Here is a 19,970-nt window from a genome sequence, read left to right as displayed (position 1 = left end):
TAAAACCAAAAACTATGTCAAAAATTATAGAATTACCAGAAAATCTTGCCAATCAGATTGCGGCAGGTGAGGTCATTGAGCGACCTAGCAGCGTTGTCAAAGAGTTGATAGAAAACTCTATTGATGCTGGTGCCACTCAGATTATAGTTGAGATTGAAGAAGCAGGACTCAGGAGCATTCAAGTCATTGATAATGGTGAAGGAATTGAGCCTGAGGAGGTTTCCTTGGCTTTGCGGCGGCATGCTACTAGTAAAATCAAGAAACAAGCCGACCTTTTTCGAATTCGGACATTAGGCTTTCGCGGTGAGGCGCTTCCGTCGATTGCTTCTGTTTCACGCTTGACGATTGAAACTGCGACAAATGGTGGAACACATGGAACGCTTCTGATTGCGCAAGGTGGAGAAATTGAAACTATAGAACCAAGTAGCTGTCCTAGAGGCACCAAAATCAAGGTGGAAGATCTCTTTTTCAACACACCTGCTCGCTTAAAATATATGAAAAGTCAACAAGCAGAACTGTCTCACATTGTAGATGTAATGAACCGTTTGAGTCTAGCACATCCAGAGGTTGCTTTTATCTTGCTCAATGATGGTAAAGAGTTGACTCGGACGGCAGGAACAGGAAATCTGCGTCAAGCAATTGCTGGCATTTATGGACTGACAACAGCCAAAAAAATGATTGAAATTTCAGCATCTGATTTGGATTTTGAAGTATCAGGCTATATTAGTTTGCCAGAATTAACAAGGGCTAATCGGAATTACATTACTATCCTCATCAATGGTCGTTACATCAAGAATTTCCTGCTCAATCGAGCTATTCTTGATGGTTACAGTAGTAAGCTCATGGTTGGGCGATTCCCGATTGCTGTGATTGCTATCCAGATTGATCCTTACCTTGCGGATGTTAATGTTCATCCGACCAAGCAAGAAGTGCGGATTTCAAAAGAGAGAGAACTGATGGCCTTGATTTCGCAAGCCATTTCTGCGAGTTTAAAAGAGCAGGATTTGATTCCGGACGCTTTGGAAAATTTAGCAAAATCAACCATTAACCGAGCAAATAAGCCTGAGCAGACGAGTCTCCCACTCAAAGAAAACCGACTCTATTACGATAAAGAAAGAAATGACTTCTTTGTGAAACCACAAGTGTCAGAAGCTCAACCTTCTTTTGAGGAATCTGACCGATTAGACCAACAATCTGCTGATACAGATAAACTCAATTCAAAAGCTGCTTCTGTCAAATTTGCAGAAAGGCAATCTCCTTCTTACAATCAACTAGATCATCCAGAGCTGGATCAGGCGAGCTTAGAGAGAGCTTTAGATAAGTTGGGTGGAGAAGAAACTTCAACTTTTCCAGAATTGGAATATTTCGGGCAAATGCACGGCACCTACCTTTTTGCTCAAGGAAACGGTGGCCTTTATATTATTGATCAACATGCAGCTCAAGAGCGAGTAAAGTACGAATATTACCGCGAAAAAATCGGAGATGTAGATGCTAGTCAGCAACAGCTTTTGGTTCCCTATATCTTTGAATTTCCAGCCGATGATATGCTACGTCTGAAACAACGAATGTCTCTTTTAGAAGAAGTGGGGATTTTCCTAGAAGAATATGGGGCTAATCAATTTATTCTTCGTGAACATCCCATTTGGCTTAAGGAAGAGGAGATCGAATCAGGTATTTATGAGATGTGCGATATGCTGCTTCTAACCAAGGAAGTCTCTATCAAGAAATATCGCGCTGAGCTAGCTATTATGATGAGTTGCAAACGCTCTATTAAAGCCAATCACAGTTTGGATGACTATTCAGCGCGTGATTTGATTTTTCAGTTATCACAATGTGACAATCCCTACAATTGTCCACATGGTCGTCCCGTTTTGGTCAACTTTACCAAATCTGATATGGAAAAAATGTTCCGTCGGATTCAGGAAAATCATACCAGTCTGAGAGAATTGGGGAAATACTAAATATCCTGAAAACAGAGAGTTACCATATTCTCTGTTTTTTAGCTTTTTTCTATCCAATGTGAGGTTTTTCCAACAGCTTCAATTTTTTCTAGTTGAAAATATGATATACTAAAAGGGTTGAAAAGGAGAAGTCATGTACGAATATTTTAAAGGAATTTTAAGTAAAATCACAGCCAAATATATTGTAGTGGAGGTGGGGCAAATTGGCTATATCCTGCATGTGGCAAATCCCTATGCCTATTCAGGTCAGGTCAATCAGGAGCTTCAAGTTTTTGTTCATCAGGTGGTCAGAGAGGATGCTCAGCTCCTCTACGGTTTTCGCACAGAGGATGAAAAGCAGCTTTTTCTCAATTTGATTTCGGTTTCTGGTATTGGCCCCGTTTCTGCTCTTGCGATAATCGCAGCTGATGATAATGCTGGATTAGTGCAAGCCATTGAGCAGAAAAACATCACCTATCTGACCAAGTTTCCCAAGATAGGCAAAAAGACAGCCCAGCAGATGGTGCTGGACTTAGAAGGAAAGGTTGTGGCAACAGGTGTTGCTCCTAAGCAAGTTGCTGTTGCAGCTACTAGTGACAATCAAGAATTGGAAGAAGCCATGGAAGCCATGTTGGCTTTGGGCTACAAGGCTGCTGAGCTTAAGAAAATCAAGAAATTCTTTGAAGGCACAACAGACACTGCTGAAAACTATATCAAGTCAGCTCTCAAGATGTTGGTGAAATAGGAGGAAGCTATGACCAAACGCTGCGGCTGGGTAAAAATGAACAACCCCTTGTATGTAGCCTATCATGATGAGGAGTGGGGCAAGCCCCTCCATGATGATCAGAAGTTATTTGAATTGCTTTGCATGGAGACCTATCAGGCTGGACTTTCTTGGGAGACCATTCTGAATAAACGCCAGGCTTTTCGGGAAGCTTTTCATTTCTATGATGCTCAGAAAATTGCTCAGATGACGGATGCAGATCTGGATGGTTTGTTGGACAATCCTGACATCATCCGTAACAAGATGAAAATTTATGCGACTAGGGCTAATGCCCAAGCTTTTTTGGCTGTTCAAAAGCAGTTTGGCTCTTTTAATGACTATATCTGGTCCTTTGTCGGTTTCAAAACGATTGACAATGAAATTACGAACTACAAGGAAGCGCCAGCCAAGACAGAGCTGTCAGAAAGCATGTCTAAGGCGCTGAAAAAACAAGGCTTCAAATTTGTCGGTCCTGTTTGTGTCTATTCATTCCTAGAAGCAGCTGGACTTGTCAATGACCATGAAAATGATTGTGATTGGAAGTAGAACAATGAAAACAAGAAAATTTCTCCTCATTTTTATAAGCCTCTATACGATCTTCTTTCTAGGTAGAGGCTTGCAACTGCTTGGGATAAATTGGTTGATTTACCCCGTTTATTTCCTTTTATTTATCTTGGGAATCTTATCTTATTGGGAAGAATTAAAGGAGCAGCTAGCCCTGATTCTGACTAAAAAGAAGGAATTTCTAAAAACGATTTCCCTGTATATGGTTTTCGTTTTTCTCCTGTCCATTGCCTGCAACCTGCTTTCAGTTCTGATTAAACACAGTTTGGGCTTCCACTGCAGGGACAGAATGACGCCAATATTCAAGGTGCCTTGTTGAAAAATCCCTTTCTAATCCTTTTGATCGGCTGCTTGATTGGGCCGATTGTTGAAGAGTTTTTCTTCCGTCGCTTTTTCCTAGGCAGCTTCTTGGCAAAATTCTCTAACTGGTTAGGTATTGTGTTAACCACCTTTCTATTTGCCACCCTTCATATGCACAGCTGGGCCCTGTCAGAGTGGGTGACAGCCATTTCCTATGTTGCCGGAGGTCTTCTTCTCTCGCTCCTATATCTGAGAAAGGACAAAAATATCTGGTATCCAATTGCCCTCCATTGTTGTAACAATATTATTGCTTTCATCATTACTTTATTGTCTATAAACAAATGAAAACCTAGAAGTTCCAGACCTCTAGGTTTTTTGTTATTCTCTTTATATCCTTACTCTCCTTTCTGCATCCAAATCTTTTCCTTGATAAAGATGCGTAATTCATAGAAAAGCATAAAGAGGGTAGATATGAGGAAGCCAGCCATAAAGATATGATGCAAATAGGTAAAAATAGCAATCTCAACCAAAACGGAGAAGAGATAGAAAATGACTAAATAATGCCATTTCTTGGCCTTACTGTCTTCGATAACCTTTTTCTCCAAGCGCTCATCCTCCTTGATGAGTGTGTCCAGACTGATATCGAACTCCCGACTGATAGCGATGAGATTTCCAATATCAGGGATACCTTTTTCGCTTTCCCAGCGGGCAATGGTGGAGCGGGAAACCTTGAGTCTTTCTGCCAAAGTCTCCTGAGTGAGTTGATTTTGTTGACGAATATCTTTGAGAACTTGTGAAATTTTCATGATGCTCTCCTTTCTTCAAATAAAAATATTTAGATGATTTCCTTTTTCATCTTTATTATAAAAATAATGAAACCATTTACCAATAGCATTTCCCTAACAATCCAGTTATTCTGCATAACACCAGTCATTCTTAAAAGTTTTCCACAGCATGTTGACAAGTTTGTCAAGGAACTTGACAGCTCTTTTTATTTCCTGAAATGAAAATCAACTTTTTTAAGATTTTTTGTGATAAAATAAAATCAATTGCGAATAGTAAGGTAGGAGGTTTTATGAAAGCAGAAATTATTGCTGTGGGTACTGAAATTCTGACAGGTCAAATTGTCAATACAAACGCCCAATTTTTATCTGAAAAATTAGCGAGTCTGGGAGTAGATGTGTATTTCCAAACAGCGGTCGGAGATAATGAAGCTCGTCTGTTATCCATTTTAGAAATCGCTCGAAATCGTAGTAATTTGATCATCTTAACTGGAGGATTAGGTCCAACAGAAGATGACTTGACTAAGCAGACTTTGTCAAAATTCTTAAATCGTAGGTTGGTATTTGACCGAATGGCTACGGAGAAATTGGATCGCTTCTTCGCAAGTCGACCGGACTATGTGCGAACACCCAATAATGAGCGACAAGCTCAGATAGTGGAAGGCTCGACCTCTCTCCAAAACGAAACCGGACTTGCAGTGGGGGGCGTGATTGAAGTCAGTGGGGTGACTTATGTCGTTCTGCCTGGACCGCCTAGTGAATTAAAACCTATGGTAAATAATGAGCTGGTTCCGCTCTTAGCAACTGGTCAAAAATTGTATTCAAGAGTTTTGCGTTTCTTTGGTATTGGTGAAAGTCAATTAGTAACCCTTTTAGGGGATTTAATTGATACTCAAACGGATCCGACCATTGCTCCTTATGCTAAGACGGGAGAAGTAACTTTGCGATTGTCCACCAAGGCTACTAGTCAAAAGGAAGCGGATGTTAAGTTTACTCGTTTAGAAAAGAAAATTTTAGCAGTACAAACTTTTGAGAAACAACATTTAGCTGATCTTTTCTACGCTTATGGAGATGATAATTCTCTGGGACAAACAGCTTTTGAACTGCTGAGAAGAGCAGGAAAGACCGTCACAGCAGCTGAAAGTTTGACTGCAGGACTTTTTCAAGCAACTTTAGCAAACTTTGCTGGTGCCTCCAATGTTTTTAGTGGTGGCTTTGTTACCTACAGTATGGAGGAAAAGAGCCGAATGCTGGGCATTCCCTTGGCAGACTTGGAAAAGCATGGGGTGGTTTCAGCTTTTACAGCAGAGAAAATGGCTGAGCAGGCAAGAAAATTGACCGCTAGTGACTATGCGGTGAGCTTGACAGGTGTGGCAGGTCCAGATAGCTTAGAAGGACATCCAGCAGGGACAGTTTATATCGGCTTAGCAACCACAGAGGATGTTCAGTCTATTAAGGTTAATATTGCGGGTCGCAGTCGGACAGATGTACGTAAAATAGCCGTTCTGCATGCTTTCAATCTGCTGCGAAAAACTTTATCAAAAAACGAAAATATGCTATAATGATTAACTAGGCAAAAAAATAATTTATCACTATACAGGAGAAATAAATGGCAAAAAAACAAAAAAAATTAGAAGAAATTTCAAAGAAATTTGGCGAGGAACGTCAAAAAGCGCTAGATACTGCACTTAAAAATATTGAAAAAGATTTTGGTAAAGGAGCGATTATGCGCCTAGGTGAGCGCGCTGAACAAAAAGTTCAAGTCATGAGTTCAGGTAGCTTGGCGCTAGATATCGCTCTTGGTGCAGGAGGGTATCCAAAGGGGCGGATTATTGAAATCTATGGACCAGAGTCTTCTGGTAAGACGACCGTAGCTCTTCATGCAGTAGCGCAGGCTCAAAAAGAAGGCGGTATCGCAGCTTTTATTGATGCAGAACACGCTCTTGACCCGGCTTATGCACAAGCCCTTGGAGTTAATATTGATGAACTCTTACTTTCTCAGCCAGACTCTGGTGAGCAAGGTCTTGAGATTGCTGGGAAATTGATTGACTCTGGTGCGGTAGATTTGGTAGTTATTGACTCCGTGGCAGCCCTCGTACCACGTGCTGAGATTGATGGAGACATTGGAGATAGTCACGTTGGTTTGCAAGCGCGGATGATGAGTCAAGCTATGCGTAAATTGTCTGCTTCTATTAACAAAACGAAGACAATTGCGATTTTCATCAACCAATTGCGTGAAAAAGTTGGTATTATGTTTGGAAATCCAGAAACAACACCTGGTGGTCGTGCCTTGAAATTCTATGCGTCTGTTCGTTTGGATGTTCGCGGAAATACCCAAATCAAGGGAACTGGTGATGAAAAAGATACCAATGTTGGTAAGGAAACTAAGATTAAGGTTGTGAAGAATAAGGTTGCTCCGCCATTCAAGGAAGCTTTCGTAGAAATCATGTATGGCGAAGGAATTTCTAAAACAGGCGAGTTGATTAAAATTGCGACAGACCTTGATATTATCAAAAAAGCGGGTGCTTGGTATTCTTATAATGATGAAAAGATTGGTCAAGGGTCTGAAAATGCTAAGAAATACTTGGCGGATCATCCAGAAATTTTTGATGAAATTGATCATAAAGTTCGAGTGCATTACGGTTTGATTGAGGATGATGCCGAAGATGAAAAAAATTCAGAAGCAACTAAATCAGCAAACAAGGTGGAGGAAGTAACGCTAGACTTGGATGACGCGATTGAGATTGAGGAATAATTTTTTAAAAATAGGTCGCAAGACGGAGGGATTTTGTGGTATAATATAGTATGATAATAGTACCGTGTGGCGAAAGGAGTACTTACATGATTACAATTTATACTGTCTCAAGTTGCACTAGTTGTAAAAAAGCAAAAACATGGCTCAATGCTCACCAGTTAACTTATAAAGAACAAAATCTTGGTAAAGAAGGAATTACAAAAGAAGAGTTATTAGATATTCTAACAAAAACTGAAAATGGGGTTGCAAGCATTGTTTCTTCAAAAAATCGTTATGCAAAAGGCTTAGGTGTAGATATTGAAGAATTAAGTGTGAATGAAGTGATTGACTTGATTATGGAAACTCCACGCATCTTGAAAAGCCCTATTTTAGTAGATGACAAGCGCCTACAAGTGGGCTACAAAGAAGATGATATTCGTGCATTCTTGCCTCGTTCAGTTCGTAACGTTGAAAATACAGAAGCACGCTTACGTGCAGCCTTGTAAAGAGTGGAATTTCCGCTCTTTTTATTTTACAGTTTGTTATGTTTGGAAATGTGGTAAAATAAAAAACGAGGAGGAGTTTAATTATGAAAAGAAGCTTGATTCTATTAACCATTATTCTTACTATCTTAGCTGGATGTAGTCAAAAGAAGGAAACAAAATCAAAAACAAGCAAGCAATCAATTGATAATATGTTGCCGGTTATTGCAAGTGCTGAAAAAGAAACCGTTGTGACAAAAAACTTATCATTCCCTAAAACAGCTGAAGGGGTTCAACAAACACAAACAATTACTTACAAAGGCGATCAATTTTTAAGTTTAACGATTGAGCAAATCATGCCGATGAAAGAAGAAATGAAAAAAGTAGTTGCGGAAGTTGGAGTTGCTGAGGCGCAAAAATTATTGGAGAAATCTTTGTCTGAAGATGAAAAATTTACACAAGCAAAAAGTTTGGAAGGTTTTTCGACCTCTTTGGAAATTATAAATGAGCAAGAATTGAAGCGAATTCATACTTTTGATTTTCAAGTTTTGGATGTTAATAAAGCCGCAAATACTGAGTATTTAAAGAATATGAAATTAAAAGAATTTTTAAAAATGAAACCAAAAGAATATGTTGAAGATCAGATTGCCAGTGGTGCAACGGAAGTCAATCAATAACTTGTTAAACACGAATTGATTTTTTAGACGGCTCTTTTTGACAACGCTTACAAAAGATGGTATACTATTCTTATAAAGCTCTAAAATACAAGGAGGATATTTTTATGAGAAAATCGGTTGTTTTGTTAGGAGCAAGTTTGTTGCTACTCACAGCTTGTGGTCAAAAATCCGGTCAGAATCAGTCGGGGGATAGTAAGACTGGTTCGAGTGTTGTGAAAAAGGATTCTGTTGTGACCAAGTCTTTTCAACAAAAACAGACTGTCCAAGGGATTGAACAAACACTTACGCAAACTATTTCTTATGAAGGAAAAACCTTTAAGAAGTTTGTGATAAATCTTGAACAAATACTTCCTGAAAATATGAAGAGTGCATTAGCGGGTCAAGATTTAGAAAGCACTAAGCCGTACTTGATTTCTGCTTTTGAAAAGGCTGCAGGATTGGATAAATTTAAGTCTTTGGGCGGTGTTGATATTAAAACAGACATTACAAAAGACTATATTATTAAAGTTGCAATCAATATTGATATGAGCAAAATCAACCTTGATGAAGCATCAAAACTGGATACATATGGCTCTATGTTTTCAACTATCAAAAATTTAACACCCAAACAATATATTGAATCTGTCAAAGCAGCTGGTGCTAAAGAAGTTGCAAATCCATGATTTTATAGGTGTATATGAAACAAAAAAAGCTGAATTTATTCAGCTTTTTTCAACCCCTTTCATTTGTGAAAAGCCTTGAAATGTGCTATAATATAGGTATTCTAGTGAAAGAAGGTGTAATTGTGGGATTTACAGATGAGACAGTACGTTTTAATCTTGATGATTCAAACAAAAAAGAGATTAGTGAAACATTGAAAGATGTCTATGTGTCGCTGAATGAAAAGGGCTATAACCCAATCAACCAAATCGTAGGATACGTGCTTAGTGGTGATCCTGCGTATGTACCTCGCTATAATAATGCACGAAATCAAATTCGTAAATATGAACGTGATGAGATTGTAGAAGAATTAGTTCGTTATTATTTGAAAGGGCAAGGCATTGATCTCTAATGAGAATTATGGGGTTAGATGTTGGTTCAAAAACGGTTGGTGTCGCGGTTAGTGATCCACTTGGTTTTACAGCTCAAGGACTTGAAATTATTCCTATTGATGAAGAAAAAGGGGAATTTGGTTTTGATCGTTTGAATGGGCTTGTCCAAGAATATAAGGTTGACAAGTTCGTTGTAGGACTCCCAAAAAATATGAACAATACAAGTGGTCCGCGTGTCGAAGCAAGTCAGGCTTATGGGACTAAGATTGAGCAGCTATTTCATTTGCCAGTTGAATACCAAGATGAGCGCCTAACAACAGTAGCTGCGGAGAGAATGTTGATTGAGCAGGCAGATGTGAGCAGAAAGAAGCGGAAAAAAGTGATTGATAAGCTCGCAGCGCAGCTCATTTTACAAAATTATTTAGATCGAAATTTTTAATAAATAAAGGAGAAAACATGGCACACGATCATAACCATGACCATGAACACGAAGAACGTGAACTAATTACTTTAGTGGATGAGCAAGGAAACGAAACTTTGTTTGAAATTCTCTTGACCATTGATGGAAAAGAAGAATTTGGGAAAAACTACGTTCTATTGATTCCAGCTAGCGCAGAAGAAGATGAAAATGGTGAGGTAGAAATTCAAGCCTACTCGTTTACTGAAAATGAGGACGGAACAGAAGGCGATCTGCAACCAATCCCAGAAGATTCAGATGCTGAATGGGACATGATTGAAGAAGTTTTCAATAGCTTTATGGAAGAATAAAAAATGCGTACACTAGCTTTTCGTATTACAAACAATGAAGAGATTGAAAGGCTGTGTGAATCGTTATTTTATGGTATACGAATGAGTGGTTGGTTTAATTCCTATGTGGGGCAAGAGTGCTAACTATTCAAGTGAGTTGTGGGGTGTGACATGAACCAAAATCTGGTTCTGTTTCACTCCCTTTTTGCTGGGAGAAGAATATGAATGAAATTGAAATGTGGTTGGAAAGTCGCATTGGACTAAACTTTCGCTCTGGTTTAGAGCGAATGAGACAGGCTATAAGTCTTTTGGATCATCCGGAAGAAAATTATCCCATTATTCATGTGACAGGAACGAACGGGAAAGGCTCAACGATTGCGTTTATGAGTCAGCTATTCGTGCAGCACGAAAAGAAAGTGGGAACTTTTACGTCACCTCACATGGCAAGTGTTCACGATCGGATTTGTATCAACCATGAACCCATTTCTGATGAAGATTTCGTTCGACTGGGACGCCAAGTTCGGAAAATGGAAAGACAGCTTCGACAAACACATGCCCCACTTTCTTATTTTGAAATTTTAACCCTTATGGCTTTATTGTATTTCAAAGAAGAGCAAGTAGATGTGGCTTTAATTGAAGTGGGCATTGGTGGGCTTTTAGACACGACAAATGTAGTGGCAGGAGATATTGCGGTGGTGACGTCTGTGGGTTTGGATCATCAAGAAACCTTAGGAGACTCCATAGCCGCCATTGCGGAGCAGAAAGCAGGGATTTTTAAGGAGAAAAAAGTGGCTGTCATCGGACCACTGGCTGAAGAAGCGAGAAGGATCTGTGAACTGCGTGCGAAAAAGCTAGATGTTGTTTTGTACGAATATGGCAGAGATTTTTCGTTTTCAAAAGGACAATTTTTCAGCCCAGATGTGAATATTCCTCATCTAAAGTTAAGCCTAGCAGGTACTTATCAAGAAGAAAATGCCGCTGTTGCTTTACAAAGTTTTCTTTTGTTTATGGGGCAACACAGCTGGCAAGTGCAGATAGAGCTAGTACGAAAAGCTCTGCAAGAGACACATTGGGCAGGGCGGCTGGAATATTTTGAGCGAGGAATTTATCTGGACGGGGCTCACAATTTACCAGCTTTGTCCCGTTTAGTGGAGTTTATTCGTCAGCAAGAACGGAAAGAAATTTTTCTCTTATTCGGTGCTTTGAAACGCAAAAATTATCAGGGGATGCTGTCTTATCTAAAACAAGAATTGCCTCATGTGCAGTTATTCGTAACGACATTTGAGGATGACGGTGCAATAGATAAGCAGAATCTTACAACCGAAACCTACGTTTCCTCTTATCGGGAGTTTATTGAACAATTCATTAAAAATTCTACTGATAATCAGCTTCTTTTTGTGACAGGTTCTCTTTATTTCATTGCGGAAGTTCGTGCTTTTCTTTTGGAGAAAGAAATTGACTGATTAGAATGGTGGATAGTATAATAGAAATGTAAGCAAAGGAGGATAAAAATGGTACAATTAAAGAAATTCAGCTACATCGCATTTTTTCTGATAGGACTTATCATTTTGGCATCATGCGCCAAGTCTAACCAAACTTCACCGTCTTCTCAATCTGTCTCAAGCAGCCAATCAACTACAGTCTCAAGTGAGAGTAGTGCTTCGTCAACTATTGCGGAAAATTCGTCAGAAAAATTAGACGGTACTTATAAAGGTATGGACGAAGAAGATGAGATTACTTTGGTTATCAAAGGAAATAGTGGTACGTGGACAGAAAAAGAGCCAAACGGTAAAGAGAAAGTAAAACAAGTAAGCATTGATTCGACAAATCAGAGAATGACGATTGGTGATGACATTGATCGTTATATGATTGATGGCGATCGGTTAACGATTGAGGATATTGAGCAAGAAAATGGAGAAAATGATACAGTCGTTTTAACGAAGCAATAACCTGTCTAATGTTGGTGCAAAATTTCTTGATCAAAATTTGATATGATCTTGTGAAAACTAGGACGCGTTTGATTTAAGTTTATTGATTCATACAAGTCGATAGGAGAAGTTGCATTTGTTTTAGCGAATTATTCACAAAGGGGCTTGCTTCATGAACTTTATCTGTTGCCTTTAACTGCTTTCTAAATTGGTAGTGGACAACAATCAGTATTCTAGTTAAAATGTAGAAATAGGGAGTAGGAGAGAAAGTTGATGGTTACGAATCACAACTTTGCTTTTACTCTTTTTTGCTCTAATGAAAAAATACTTTGAATATAGAAGAATGAGTGATTCTGGCTTGATTTATTAGGAAATCCCCGTTATACTAGTACTAAGTAAAAGCAGGGGGAGAAAATGAATCTTAGGAAATTTCAGCTATTGATGTCAAAATATGGTTTTAGTATTATTATCATGGTACTAGAACTTGCACTCATTTTTTGGTTTTTCTTTTGGCTTGGTCGCTGGACACCTACTTTATGGATTGTCTTTGTGATTTTATTCAGCTTGGCAACGATTTTAGCGATTGTCAATCGCTCAATGACACCAGAAAGCAAAGTAACTTGGCTCTTGGTAGCGTTTGTTCCAGTCATTGGTCCCTTGCTTTATTTGATGTTTGGTGAGCGCCGATTGTCCAGAAGTGAGCTGAAACAGTTGAAAAATATGGATCAGATGAAATTTCGTGAGGACAATAGTTATGAGTTGCGGTTAGACTTGAAAAAGACAGATAAATCAGCTTACGGGATTATCAAGTCGCTTCTCAGCATGGATCATAATGCGGATATTTACGACGGCACGGAATCGCAATTTTTCCCTTTGGGAGAAGCGATGTTCCAGAAAATGCTGGAAGATTTACGCAATGCAGAAAAATTTATTTTTTTGGAATATTACATTGTAGAAGAAGGTATCATGTGGAATAGTATCTTGGATATTCTGCGTGAAAAGGCAGCCCAAGGTGTTGAAGTGAAGATGCTCTATGATGACATTGGCTGTATGGCAACTCTTCCGGGAGATTATACCAGCCGATTGCAGGCTATGGGGATTGACGCTCATAAGTTTAACAAAGTGATTCCGCGGATGACGGTGGCTTATAATAATCGAGATCATCGGAAAATCCTCGTCGTTGACGGGCAGATTGGCTATACTGGTGGCATCAATCTGGCAGATGAATACATCAATCACATCGAGCGATTTGGTCACTGGAAAGACGGCGGGATTCGTCTGAATGGGCGCGCTGTAAAAGCCTTGACACGGCTGTTTCTGATGAACTGGGATATCAACCGTGGGAAAATCAGTGATTTCGATCGCTATCATTTGGATAACAAAGCTGTAGATGCGCCAGGGCTCTATATTCCGTACGGAAGTGGACCGAAGCCCATGTACAAAGCTCAAGTGGGTAAAAATGTCTATCAAAATATAATCAGTCAGGCGACAGATTATGTGTATATTGCCACGCCGTATTTAATCATTGATTATGATTTGACGGAAGACATCAAAAATGCTGCTATGCGGGGGGTAGATGTCCGCATTGTGACACCTTATATTCCAGATAAAAAAATCATTCAGCTCATTACGCGAGGAGCTTATCCAGATTTAATGGCGGCTGGGGTTCGGATTTACGAATATACACCGGGCTTTATTCACAGTAAGCATGTAGTGGCTGATGATGACTTTGGTGTTGTCGGAACAATCAATTTTGATTACCGCAGCTTAGTTCATCACTATGAAAATGCTGTTTTGATGTATAAAACGCCTTCTATGTTTGACTTGAAGCGAGATTTTGAGGAGTTGTTTGAAACCTCACAAGAAATACATGAAGATACCATTAAAAATACCTGGTATCAACGCTTGATTAAAGAAATTGTCGAATTATTTGCACCGATGCTATAAAATTCTTCTTGCAATGAGAGGAATTTTTTCTTTTTTACGAATAATCTAGTAAAAGGAGGCAGAATGGTTATAGGTTTATCACGTGAAGAAAAGGAATTTTTGAAAGAGTATGTGGCTGTAAGTTATCATCGTTTTCGAGAATTGGAATACTATACTTTACTTTTGCAAAAGATGCAGAACTTGTCAGAATCAAGCTGACAGATAAGGAAGATTTTGATATACTAGATAAGACTGATATCAAGGAGAATCTTTATGTATGATACAACGCCTGAACAAGAGATGAAAGAGACAGTAGCAGAGACGCTTCACGAAGAGAACGAGAAAAAATCGATTTTTATAGAGCCAACGTCGACTCCTTTTGTCGTTTTATTTTTGTGGAGCTTATTATTGAGCGTTTTGAGTGTCGCTAATCCATTGCTAACTAATCTTGCCACAAACCTGCAATCTCAAAATTTATATGCAGGTTGGGCAATGGCGCAAGGGCAGGTTATTTATGGAAATATCTATGGAACAAGTGGTCTGCTTTATTATCTAGCTAATTGGGCGGGGGGTCTCTTCATTGGCAATATTTTCTTTGCGGTGATGCAATGCTTGGCTTTGTTTGTTGCAGGAATTTATCTGTTTAAAATCGTATATCAATTAACGGCTGTAAAAAACACTTCTATCAAAATCCTTTCTTTATTCTATTGTTTGACGCTCGCTTTAGGCTGGGGCGGCTTATACTCTAGTATTTTTGCTTTTCCTTTTGTATTTGGTGCGCTATACTTTCTGATGCGCTACGTGGCAGGAGAAGCTAGTGACAGAGGCTTTATTGGTTTTGGTGCTCTTGGTGCGCTGATGTTTATGACGGACCCAATGACAAGTCTTGTGTTTTATCTGATGGCTTTCATTGCTTTGTTAGTCTATAATATTGGGGCAAAGAAAAAAGCACGTGGTCTTTATCAATTTTTAGCTACACTTGTAGGCTTTTCGCTTGTGTTTTATCCTTTGGGATATTATACAGTTTTAAATGGTAGTTTTGGTCTCGCCATTAGTCAGATTCTTTATCCGTTGGAAAGTCTGCATTTTTCAGGGCAGCACTTGTTGTATAATGGTTTGCTTTATGGTGGACTCATTATTGGGCTTGGCGTAGTTGTGACTTGGGTGAGAAGTTTTTCATTGCCAGCGAATTCTTTGGAGCGATTTCTACAACTCTTTAGTTTTTTAGCCTCTCTCTTTCTTGTTATGTTTGTTTTCTTTTTGCCAGATCGGGGAGCTTATCAACTGTTGCCGATTTTGCCATTTTTTATGGTTCTAGTCAGTATGTGGCTTGGGAAACAGTCGTTCAATAGAGGTGGAAGGCACAGTAGAGCTCAAAAATCTTCGTCTGCTTTCGGAACTTATATCACAAAGAATGCTTTTTTACCGCTTCTAGCAATGATTTATTTAATTGGTTTTCCATTTGTCAATCAGTATGTTTTATCGATAGGTGAAACAAGTGAACGTGTTTCTGCGGCAAATTATATCAAAGATAAAGCGAAGAAGACTGATAAAATCTATGCTTGGGATAAAACAGCAGCGCTTTATCAGGCGAGTAGACACTTATCTGCAGTACCAATTTTAACACCTAGCTTGTACCAAGGAACCGATGAAAACAAAATGGCGCTAGCTAGGAGTCTGAAAGAAAATGCACCAACTTATATTTTAGTGAATAATCAAGTGCCTGTTCTTCAAGATGTGCAAAAACAAATTCAGAAAAATTATGAGAAAACTGACCTGGAACTTCATCATTTCAAGCTTTATAAATTAAAATGATTTAATCAATATCTTGTGTTTAAAATAAAATTTTAAGTTTTTTACCACAAGATATTGATTTTTTTTATGAGAGTGATATAATATGATTTATACGAATGGAGGAGCTCATGATAGCATTAAAAGAAGAAACAGTACAAGGTTTTGCTGATATTTATGTTGAAAAACGTGACGGTCGTCGTGTGGCTTTTGACGCAGATAAGATTTATAAAGCGCTTGTCAAAGCTAGTCAAGAAGTAACGACGATGACGCCGTTGTTAGAAGCAAAACTTGAAGGGATTACCAATAAAATTGTAGCAGAGGTGATTGAACGCTTCCCTGCTGGTGTTAAAATTTATGAAATTCAAAATATCGTTGAGCATGAATTGTTGCAAGCCAATGAATATGCTATTGCGGAAAGTTATATTACTTACCGTACCCAACGCGATTTTGCGCGTTCAAAAGCAACAGATATCAACTTCACAATCGGCAAATTGCTGAATAAAGATCAAGCGGTTGTCAATGAAAATGCCAACAAGGACAGTGATGTTTTCAATACTCAACGTGATTTGACAGCGGGGATTGTTGGGAAATCAATTGGTTTGCAAATGCTGCCGCCGCATGTAGCAAACGCCCATCAAAAAGGGGATATTCATTATCATGATTTGGACTATAGCCCATATACGCCGATGACCAACTGCTGCTTGATTGATTTCAAAGGCATGTTGAAAAATGGTTTTAAGATTGGAAATGCAGAGGTAGAAAGTCCAAAGTCGATTCAAACCGCGACTGCACAAATTTCTCAAATCATTGCGAATGTCGCCTCTAGTCAATATGGTGGTTGTTCAGCTGATCGAATTGATGAAGTTTTAGCGCCTTATGCTGAAAAGAATTACGAAAAGCATTTGAAGGATGCGCGTGAATGGGTCGTTCTTGAAAAACAGGAAGAGTTTGCTTGGGAAAAGACGAAAAAAGACATTTACGATGCCATGCAGTCTTTGGAATATGAAATCAATACCTTGTTTACGTCAAATGGACAAACCCCATTTACATCGCTTGGTTTTGGTCTTGGCACCAATCGTTTTGAAAGAGAAATTCAAAAAGCGATTCTTCAAATTCGTATTAAAGGTCTGGGGTCTGAACATCGGACAGCTATTTTTCCTAAATTGATTTTCACGTTGAAGCGCGGATTGAACTTAGAACCGGATAGCCCAAACTATGATATTAAACAGCTGGCTTTGGAATGCGCTACGAAACGGATGTACCCAGATGTCTTGTCTTACGACAAAATTGTGGAATTAACAGGTTCTTTTAAAGTTCCAATGGGCTGCCGTTCTTTCTTACAAGGCTGGAAAGATGAAAACGGTCAAGAAGTCAATTCTGGTCGGATGAATCTTGGCGTTGTGACGGTCAACCTTCCACGAATTGCTCTTGAATCTGAAGGCAACATGGAGAAATTCTGGGAAATTTTTAATGAGCGGATGAATATTGCTGAAGATGCGCTCGTCTACCGTGTCGAACGCACCAAAGAAGCGACTCCAGCTAATGCTCCTATTCTTTATCAATATGGTGCTTTTGGAAAACGTCTAGGTAAATATGATAAGGTGGATCAACTCTTTAAGCATCGTAGAGCCACGGTTTCTCTTGGCTATATTGGTCTGTATGAAGTGGCTACAGTCTTTTATGGTGGTGAATGGGAGCACAATCCAGAAGCCAAGAAATTCACAGTCGATATCGTTCGTGAAATGAAACGCCGTGTAGAAGAATGGTCTGACCAATATGACTACCACTTCTCTGTTTATTCTACACCGTCTGAAAGTCTGACCGACCGCTTCTGCCGTCTGGATACAGAAAAATTTGGTCTTGTAAAAGATATTACAGATAAGGAATACTATACGAATAGTTTCCACTATGATGTCCGTAAAAATCCGACACCGTTTGAAAAATTAGATTTTGAAAAAGATTATCCAGCAGCGGGTGCGTCGGGAGGCTTTATCCACTATTGTGAATACCCTGTTTTGCAACAGAATCCAAAGGCGCTTGAAGCTGTTTGGGACTACGCTTATGACCGTGTGGGCTATCTAGGAACCAATACGCCGATTGACCATTGCTACAAATGCGATTTTGAAGGAGATTTCACACCAACAGAGCGCGGATTTACTTGTCCAAACTGTGGCAATAGCGATCCTAAGACAGTTGATGTTGTCAAGCGGACTTGTGGTTATCTTGGCAATCCTCAAGCTCGTCCAATGGTGAATGGTCGCCACAAGGAAATTTCAGCTCGTGTTAAACACATGAACGGCTCGACGATTAAATTTGAAGGGCATCATGTAGAAAAGTAGGAATTCTAATGGGAAAATATCAATTAGACGATAAGGGCAAAGCGCAGGTGGCACGCTATCATGAAAAGCATTCCAAAGGCGGAGTCAATAAAAAAGATCGTGTTGCAAATTTGCGAGAACAATTCTTACAAAAAACAAAGAAAAAATAGGAGAAAGAGTGAGGTTTGCATGAAGCTAGTCTCACTCTCTTTCTATCAAGGTGAGAAAAATGGAATTAAGACGACCAAGATTAGAAGATAAAGAGGCGGTGATAGACCTCATACTAGAATTTGAAAGGTCGAATGCTGCACACGATGGCGGTTTTTGGGACAAGGAAAATTTCGTTTATGAAGATTGGATTGCTGGAAACCAAGATGCGGAAATGGGTCTCTATATTCCTAATACATGGGTGCCGGCTATACAGTTTGTTGCCTTTGATAAAGGACAGGCTGTTGGCTTTCTAAATTTACGCTTGCGTCTGAATGAACATTTACGCGGACATGGCGGTCATATTGGTTATAGCGTTCGTCCAACTATGCAGGGGAAGGGCTATGCGACCGCTATGTTGAAAGAAGGGCTTCTTGTCGCTGCTTCAAAGAATATCCACCGAGTGCTAGTTACTTGTGCGGAGGACAATTCTGCTAGTAGGGCAGTTATTTTAAAAAACGGGGGCATATTAGAAGACATCCGACAGGGCACCGAACGCTATTGGATAGATTTGAATTAGGAGTAATTTATGGAATTACGAAGACCAGAATTGGCAGATAAAGAAGCGATACTTGAAATGATTGCAGAATACAAAGAGCAGGAGCTTCTCATGAATGGCGGTGTAGAAAGCACTTGGGCATGTGCAGAAAATTACGAAGATTGGTTGCAAATCAATCGTGATCAAGAGGCAGGACTGAATTTGAAAGAAGGGCGTGTTCCAGCTATTTTGTTTGCTTCCTTTGCAGATGATCGTGCATTAGGTTTTTTAGGGCTTCGTATGACACTAAATGATTTTTACTTAGAGTTGGGCGGGCATATTGGCTATGGCATTCGGCCTAGTGAGCGGGGGAAAGGGTATGGTAAACAACAATTAGCCTTGGCTTTACTTGAAGCCAAAAAATTAGCGCTCTCTCCCGTTCTGATTACTTGCGATATGGATAATGCTGCTAGTCGAGCAGTGATTTTGGCCAATGGTGGAGTGTTGGAAGATGTACGAGCTGGGAAAGAGCGCTATTGGATAGATTTGGGGTAGAAAAATGACATGGAATACACCGAAGCCAGGTGAGTGGAAAAGCGAAGAGTTAAGCAAGGGTCGCATTATTGACTACAAAGCCTTTAATTTTGTAGATGGCGAAGGGGTGCGTAATTCCCTCTATGTTAGCGGCTGCATGTTCCATTGCGAGGGCTGCTACAATGTAGCAACTTGGTCTTTTAATGCAGGGATTCCTTATACGCAGGAGCTTGAAGAGCAAATCATGAAAGATTTGGCAGAGCCCTATGTTCAAGGTTTGACCTTGCTTGGCGGAGAGCCTTTTCTCAATACAGGTATTCTCATTCCCTTGGTTAAGCGGATTCGTAAGGAATTGCCAAATAAAGATATTTGGTCTTGGACGGGCTACACATGGGAAGAAATGATGTTGGAAACACCCGATAAGCTGGAACTGCTGAGTCTTATTGATATCCTTGTTGATGGACGGTTTGACAAAGCCAAGAAAAATCTCATGCTGCAATTTCGCGGTTCTTCTAATCAACGAATCATTGATGTGCAAAAGTCTCTCAAAGCTGGGAAAGTGATCATTTGGGATAGACTGAATGATGGCACAGAAAGTTTTGAACAAGTTAATCGAGATAAAACAGAATAATGAACAAGTGAGAGGTTGGACTTGATTCCAGCCTCTTTTTGAGTTAGTAAAAAATATCAATGGTTGCTTGGTATCTTTGCTCGTATTTTATACTTCATAGACATCTAGGCAATTGTGTGAGAGTACGATTGACG

22 protein-coding genes and 1 pseudogene are annotated in these 19,970 nt (G+C 39.5%); 22 read left to right on the top strand and 1 reads right to left on the bottom strand.

Features of this window, described 5'->3' with window-relative positions:
- The first annotated feature begins 14 nt into the window (after positions 1-14).
- The 4 genes and pseudogenes from mutL to SanJ4206_RS09240 all read left to right on the top strand — a co-directional run bounded on the left by mutL (position 15) and on the right by SanJ4206_RS09240 (position 3,912).
- The gene (gene mutL, locus SanJ4206_RS09255) at positions 15-1,961 is read left to right on the top strand and encodes a DNA mismatch repair endonuclease MutL (RefSeq protein ID WP_037593386.1); all 1,947 of its coding nucleotides are present in this window, start codon (positions 15-17) and stop codon (positions 1,959-1,961) included.
- A 133-nt stretch (positions 1,962-2,094) separates the two neighbouring features.
- Entirely contained in the window at positions 2,095-2,685 is a 591-nt protein-coding gene (gene ruvA / locus SanJ4206_RS09250) for a Holliday junction branch migration protein RuvA (RefSeq protein WP_003027779.1), read from the top strand.
- A gap of 9 nt (positions 2,686-2,694) precedes the next feature.
- Positions 2,695-3,249, top strand: coding sequence for a DNA-3-methyladenine glycosylase I (locus SanJ4206_RS09245; RefSeq protein ID WP_003027778.1), 555 nt, complete (start codon positions 2,695-2,697; stop codon positions 3,247-3,249).
- 4 nt (positions 3,250-3,253) lie between these two features.
- Positions 3,254-3,912, top strand: a pseudogene (locus SanJ4206_RS09240) (CPBP family glutamic-type intramembrane protease).
- Positions 3,913-3,962: 50 nt separating this feature from the next.
- On the opposite strand, the gene SanJ4206_RS09235 reads toward SanJ4206_RS09240, so the two are convergent.
- Positions 3,963-4,373 (bottom strand): helix-turn-helix domain-containing protein, encoded by a 411-nt coding sequence (locus tag SanJ4206_RS09235; protein WP_003027775.1) that lies wholly within the window; start codon positions 4,371-4,373, stop codon positions 3,963-3,965.
- 269 nt (positions 4,374-4,642) lie between these two features.
- Between SanJ4206_RS09235 and SanJ4206_RS09225 the strand changes: the two genes are divergently transcribed.
- The 18 genes from SanJ4206_RS09225 (at position 4,643) to nrdG (ending at position 19,836) form a co-directional block, all read left to right on the top strand.
- Positions 4,643-5,911 (top strand): competence/damage-inducible protein A, encoded by a 1,269-nt coding sequence (locus tag SanJ4206_RS09225; protein WP_022525214.1) that lies wholly within the window; start codon positions 4,643-4,645, stop codon positions 5,909-5,911.
- Positions 5,912-5,958: 47 nt separating this feature from the next.
- Positions 5,959-7,104, top strand: a complete 1,146-nt coding sequence (gene recA / locus SanJ4206_RS09220) for a recombinase RecA (RefSeq protein ID WP_003027772.1) — start codon at positions 5,959-5,961, stop codon at positions 7,102-7,104.
- A gap of 86 nt (positions 7,105-7,190) precedes the next feature.
- Positions 7,191-7,589: a transcriptional regulator Spx gene (gene spx, locus SanJ4206_RS09215; protein WP_003027770.1), complete on the top strand. Its 399-nt coding sequence runs from the start codon at positions 7,191-7,193 to the stop codon at positions 7,587-7,589.
- A gap of 83 nt (positions 7,590-7,672) precedes the next feature.
- Positions 7,673-8,242, top strand: a complete 570-nt coding sequence (locus tag SanJ4206_RS09210) for an SP0191 family lipoprotein (protein ID WP_003027769.1) — start codon at positions 7,673-7,675, stop codon at positions 8,240-8,242.
- 104 nt (positions 8,243-8,346) lie between these two features.
- Positions 8,347-8,904 carry an SP0191 family lipoprotein gene (locus tag SanJ4206_RS09205; protein WP_022525213.1) on the top strand — a complete coding sequence of 186 codons (558 nt, stop codon included), beginning with the start codon at positions 8,347-8,349 and terminating at the stop codon, positions 8,902-8,904.
- A gap of 122 nt (positions 8,905-9,026) precedes the next feature.
- Complete coding sequence (locus SanJ4206_RS09200; protein WP_009569646.1) at positions 9,027-9,293, top strand: IreB family regulatory phosphoprotein; 267 nt, start codon at positions 9,027-9,029, stop codon at positions 9,291-9,293.
- Positions 9,293-9,712, top strand: a complete 420-nt coding sequence (ruvX, locus tag SanJ4206_RS09195; protein WP_003027766.1) for a Holliday junction resolvase RuvX — start codon at positions 9,293-9,295, stop codon at positions 9,710-9,712. The genes SanJ4206_RS09200 and ruvX overlap by 1 nt, the downstream gene beginning before the upstream one ends.
- Before the next feature lie 17 nt (positions 9,713-9,729).
- On the top strand, positions 9,730-10,041 hold the full coding sequence (locus tag SanJ4206_RS09190) for a DUF1292 domain-containing protein (protein ID WP_003027765.1): 312 nt from the start codon (positions 9,730-9,732) through the stop codon (positions 10,039-10,041).
- 200 nt (positions 10,042-10,241) lie between these two features.
- Entirely contained in the window at positions 10,242-11,483 is a 1,242-nt protein-coding gene (locus SanJ4206_RS09185; RefSeq protein ID WP_003027764.1) for a bifunctional folylpolyglutamate synthase/dihydrofolate synthase, read from the top strand.
- A gap of 48 nt (positions 11,484-11,531) precedes the next feature.
- Entirely contained in the window at positions 11,532-11,969 is a 438-nt protein-coding gene (locus SanJ4206_RS09180; RefSeq protein ID WP_003027763.1) for an SP_0198 family lipoprotein, read from the top strand.
- Between the two features lie 393 nt (positions 11,970-12,362).
- Entirely contained in the window at positions 12,363-13,895 is a 1,533-nt protein-coding gene (gene cls / locus SanJ4206_RS09175) for a cardiolipin synthase (protein ID WP_157622121.1), read from the top strand.
- Between the two features lie 63 nt (positions 13,896-13,958).
- Positions 13,959-14,093, top strand: coding sequence for a hypothetical protein (locus tag SanJ4206_RS10055; protein WP_003027761.1), 135 nt, complete (start codon positions 13,959-13,961; stop codon positions 14,091-14,093).
- 54 nt (positions 14,094-14,147) lie between these two features.
- Positions 14,148-15,689, top strand: a complete 1,542-nt coding sequence (locus tag SanJ4206_RS09170) for a hypothetical protein (protein ID WP_003027759.1) — start codon at positions 14,148-14,150, stop codon at positions 15,687-15,689.
- A 107-nt stretch (positions 15,690-15,796) separates the two neighbouring features.
- Positions 15,797-18,007, top strand: a complete 2,211-nt coding sequence (gene nrdD, locus SanJ4206_RS09165; protein ID WP_022525211.1) for an anaerobic ribonucleoside-triphosphate reductase — start codon at positions 15,797-15,799, stop codon at positions 18,005-18,007.
- 8 nt (positions 18,008-18,015) lie between these two features.
- Positions 18,016-18,156, top strand: a complete 141-nt coding sequence (locus SanJ4206_RS09160; RefSeq protein WP_003027756.1) for a hypothetical protein — start codon at positions 18,016-18,018, stop codon at positions 18,154-18,156.
- Between the two features lie 59 nt (positions 18,157-18,215).
- Positions 18,216-18,713, top strand: coding sequence for a GNAT family N-acetyltransferase (locus SanJ4206_RS09155; RefSeq protein ID WP_003027754.1), 498 nt, complete (start codon positions 18,216-18,218; stop codon positions 18,711-18,713).
- 9 nt (positions 18,714-18,722) lie between these two features.
- Positions 18,723-19,226 (top strand): GNAT family N-acetyltransferase, encoded by a 504-nt coding sequence (locus SanJ4206_RS09150; RefSeq protein ID WP_003027752.1) that lies wholly within the window; start codon positions 18,723-18,725, stop codon positions 19,224-19,226.
- A gap of 4 nt (positions 19,227-19,230) precedes the next feature.
- A complete protein-coding gene (gene nrdG / locus SanJ4206_RS09145) occupies positions 19,231-19,836 on the top strand; it encodes an anaerobic ribonucleoside-triphosphate reductase activating protein (protein WP_003027750.1) in 606 nt (201 codons plus the stop codon).
- The last annotated feature ends 134 nt before the right edge of the window (positions 19,837-19,970 follow it).

Source organism: Streptococcus anginosus (assembly GCF_001697145.1).
In the GTDB taxonomy this organism is placed as follows: Bacteria; Bacillota; Bacilli; order Lactobacillales; family Streptococcaceae; genus Streptococcus; species Streptococcus hominis.
The sequence above is the reverse complement of the archived record's forward strand: the minus strand, read 5'-3'. Positions and strand labels throughout refer to the sequence as shown.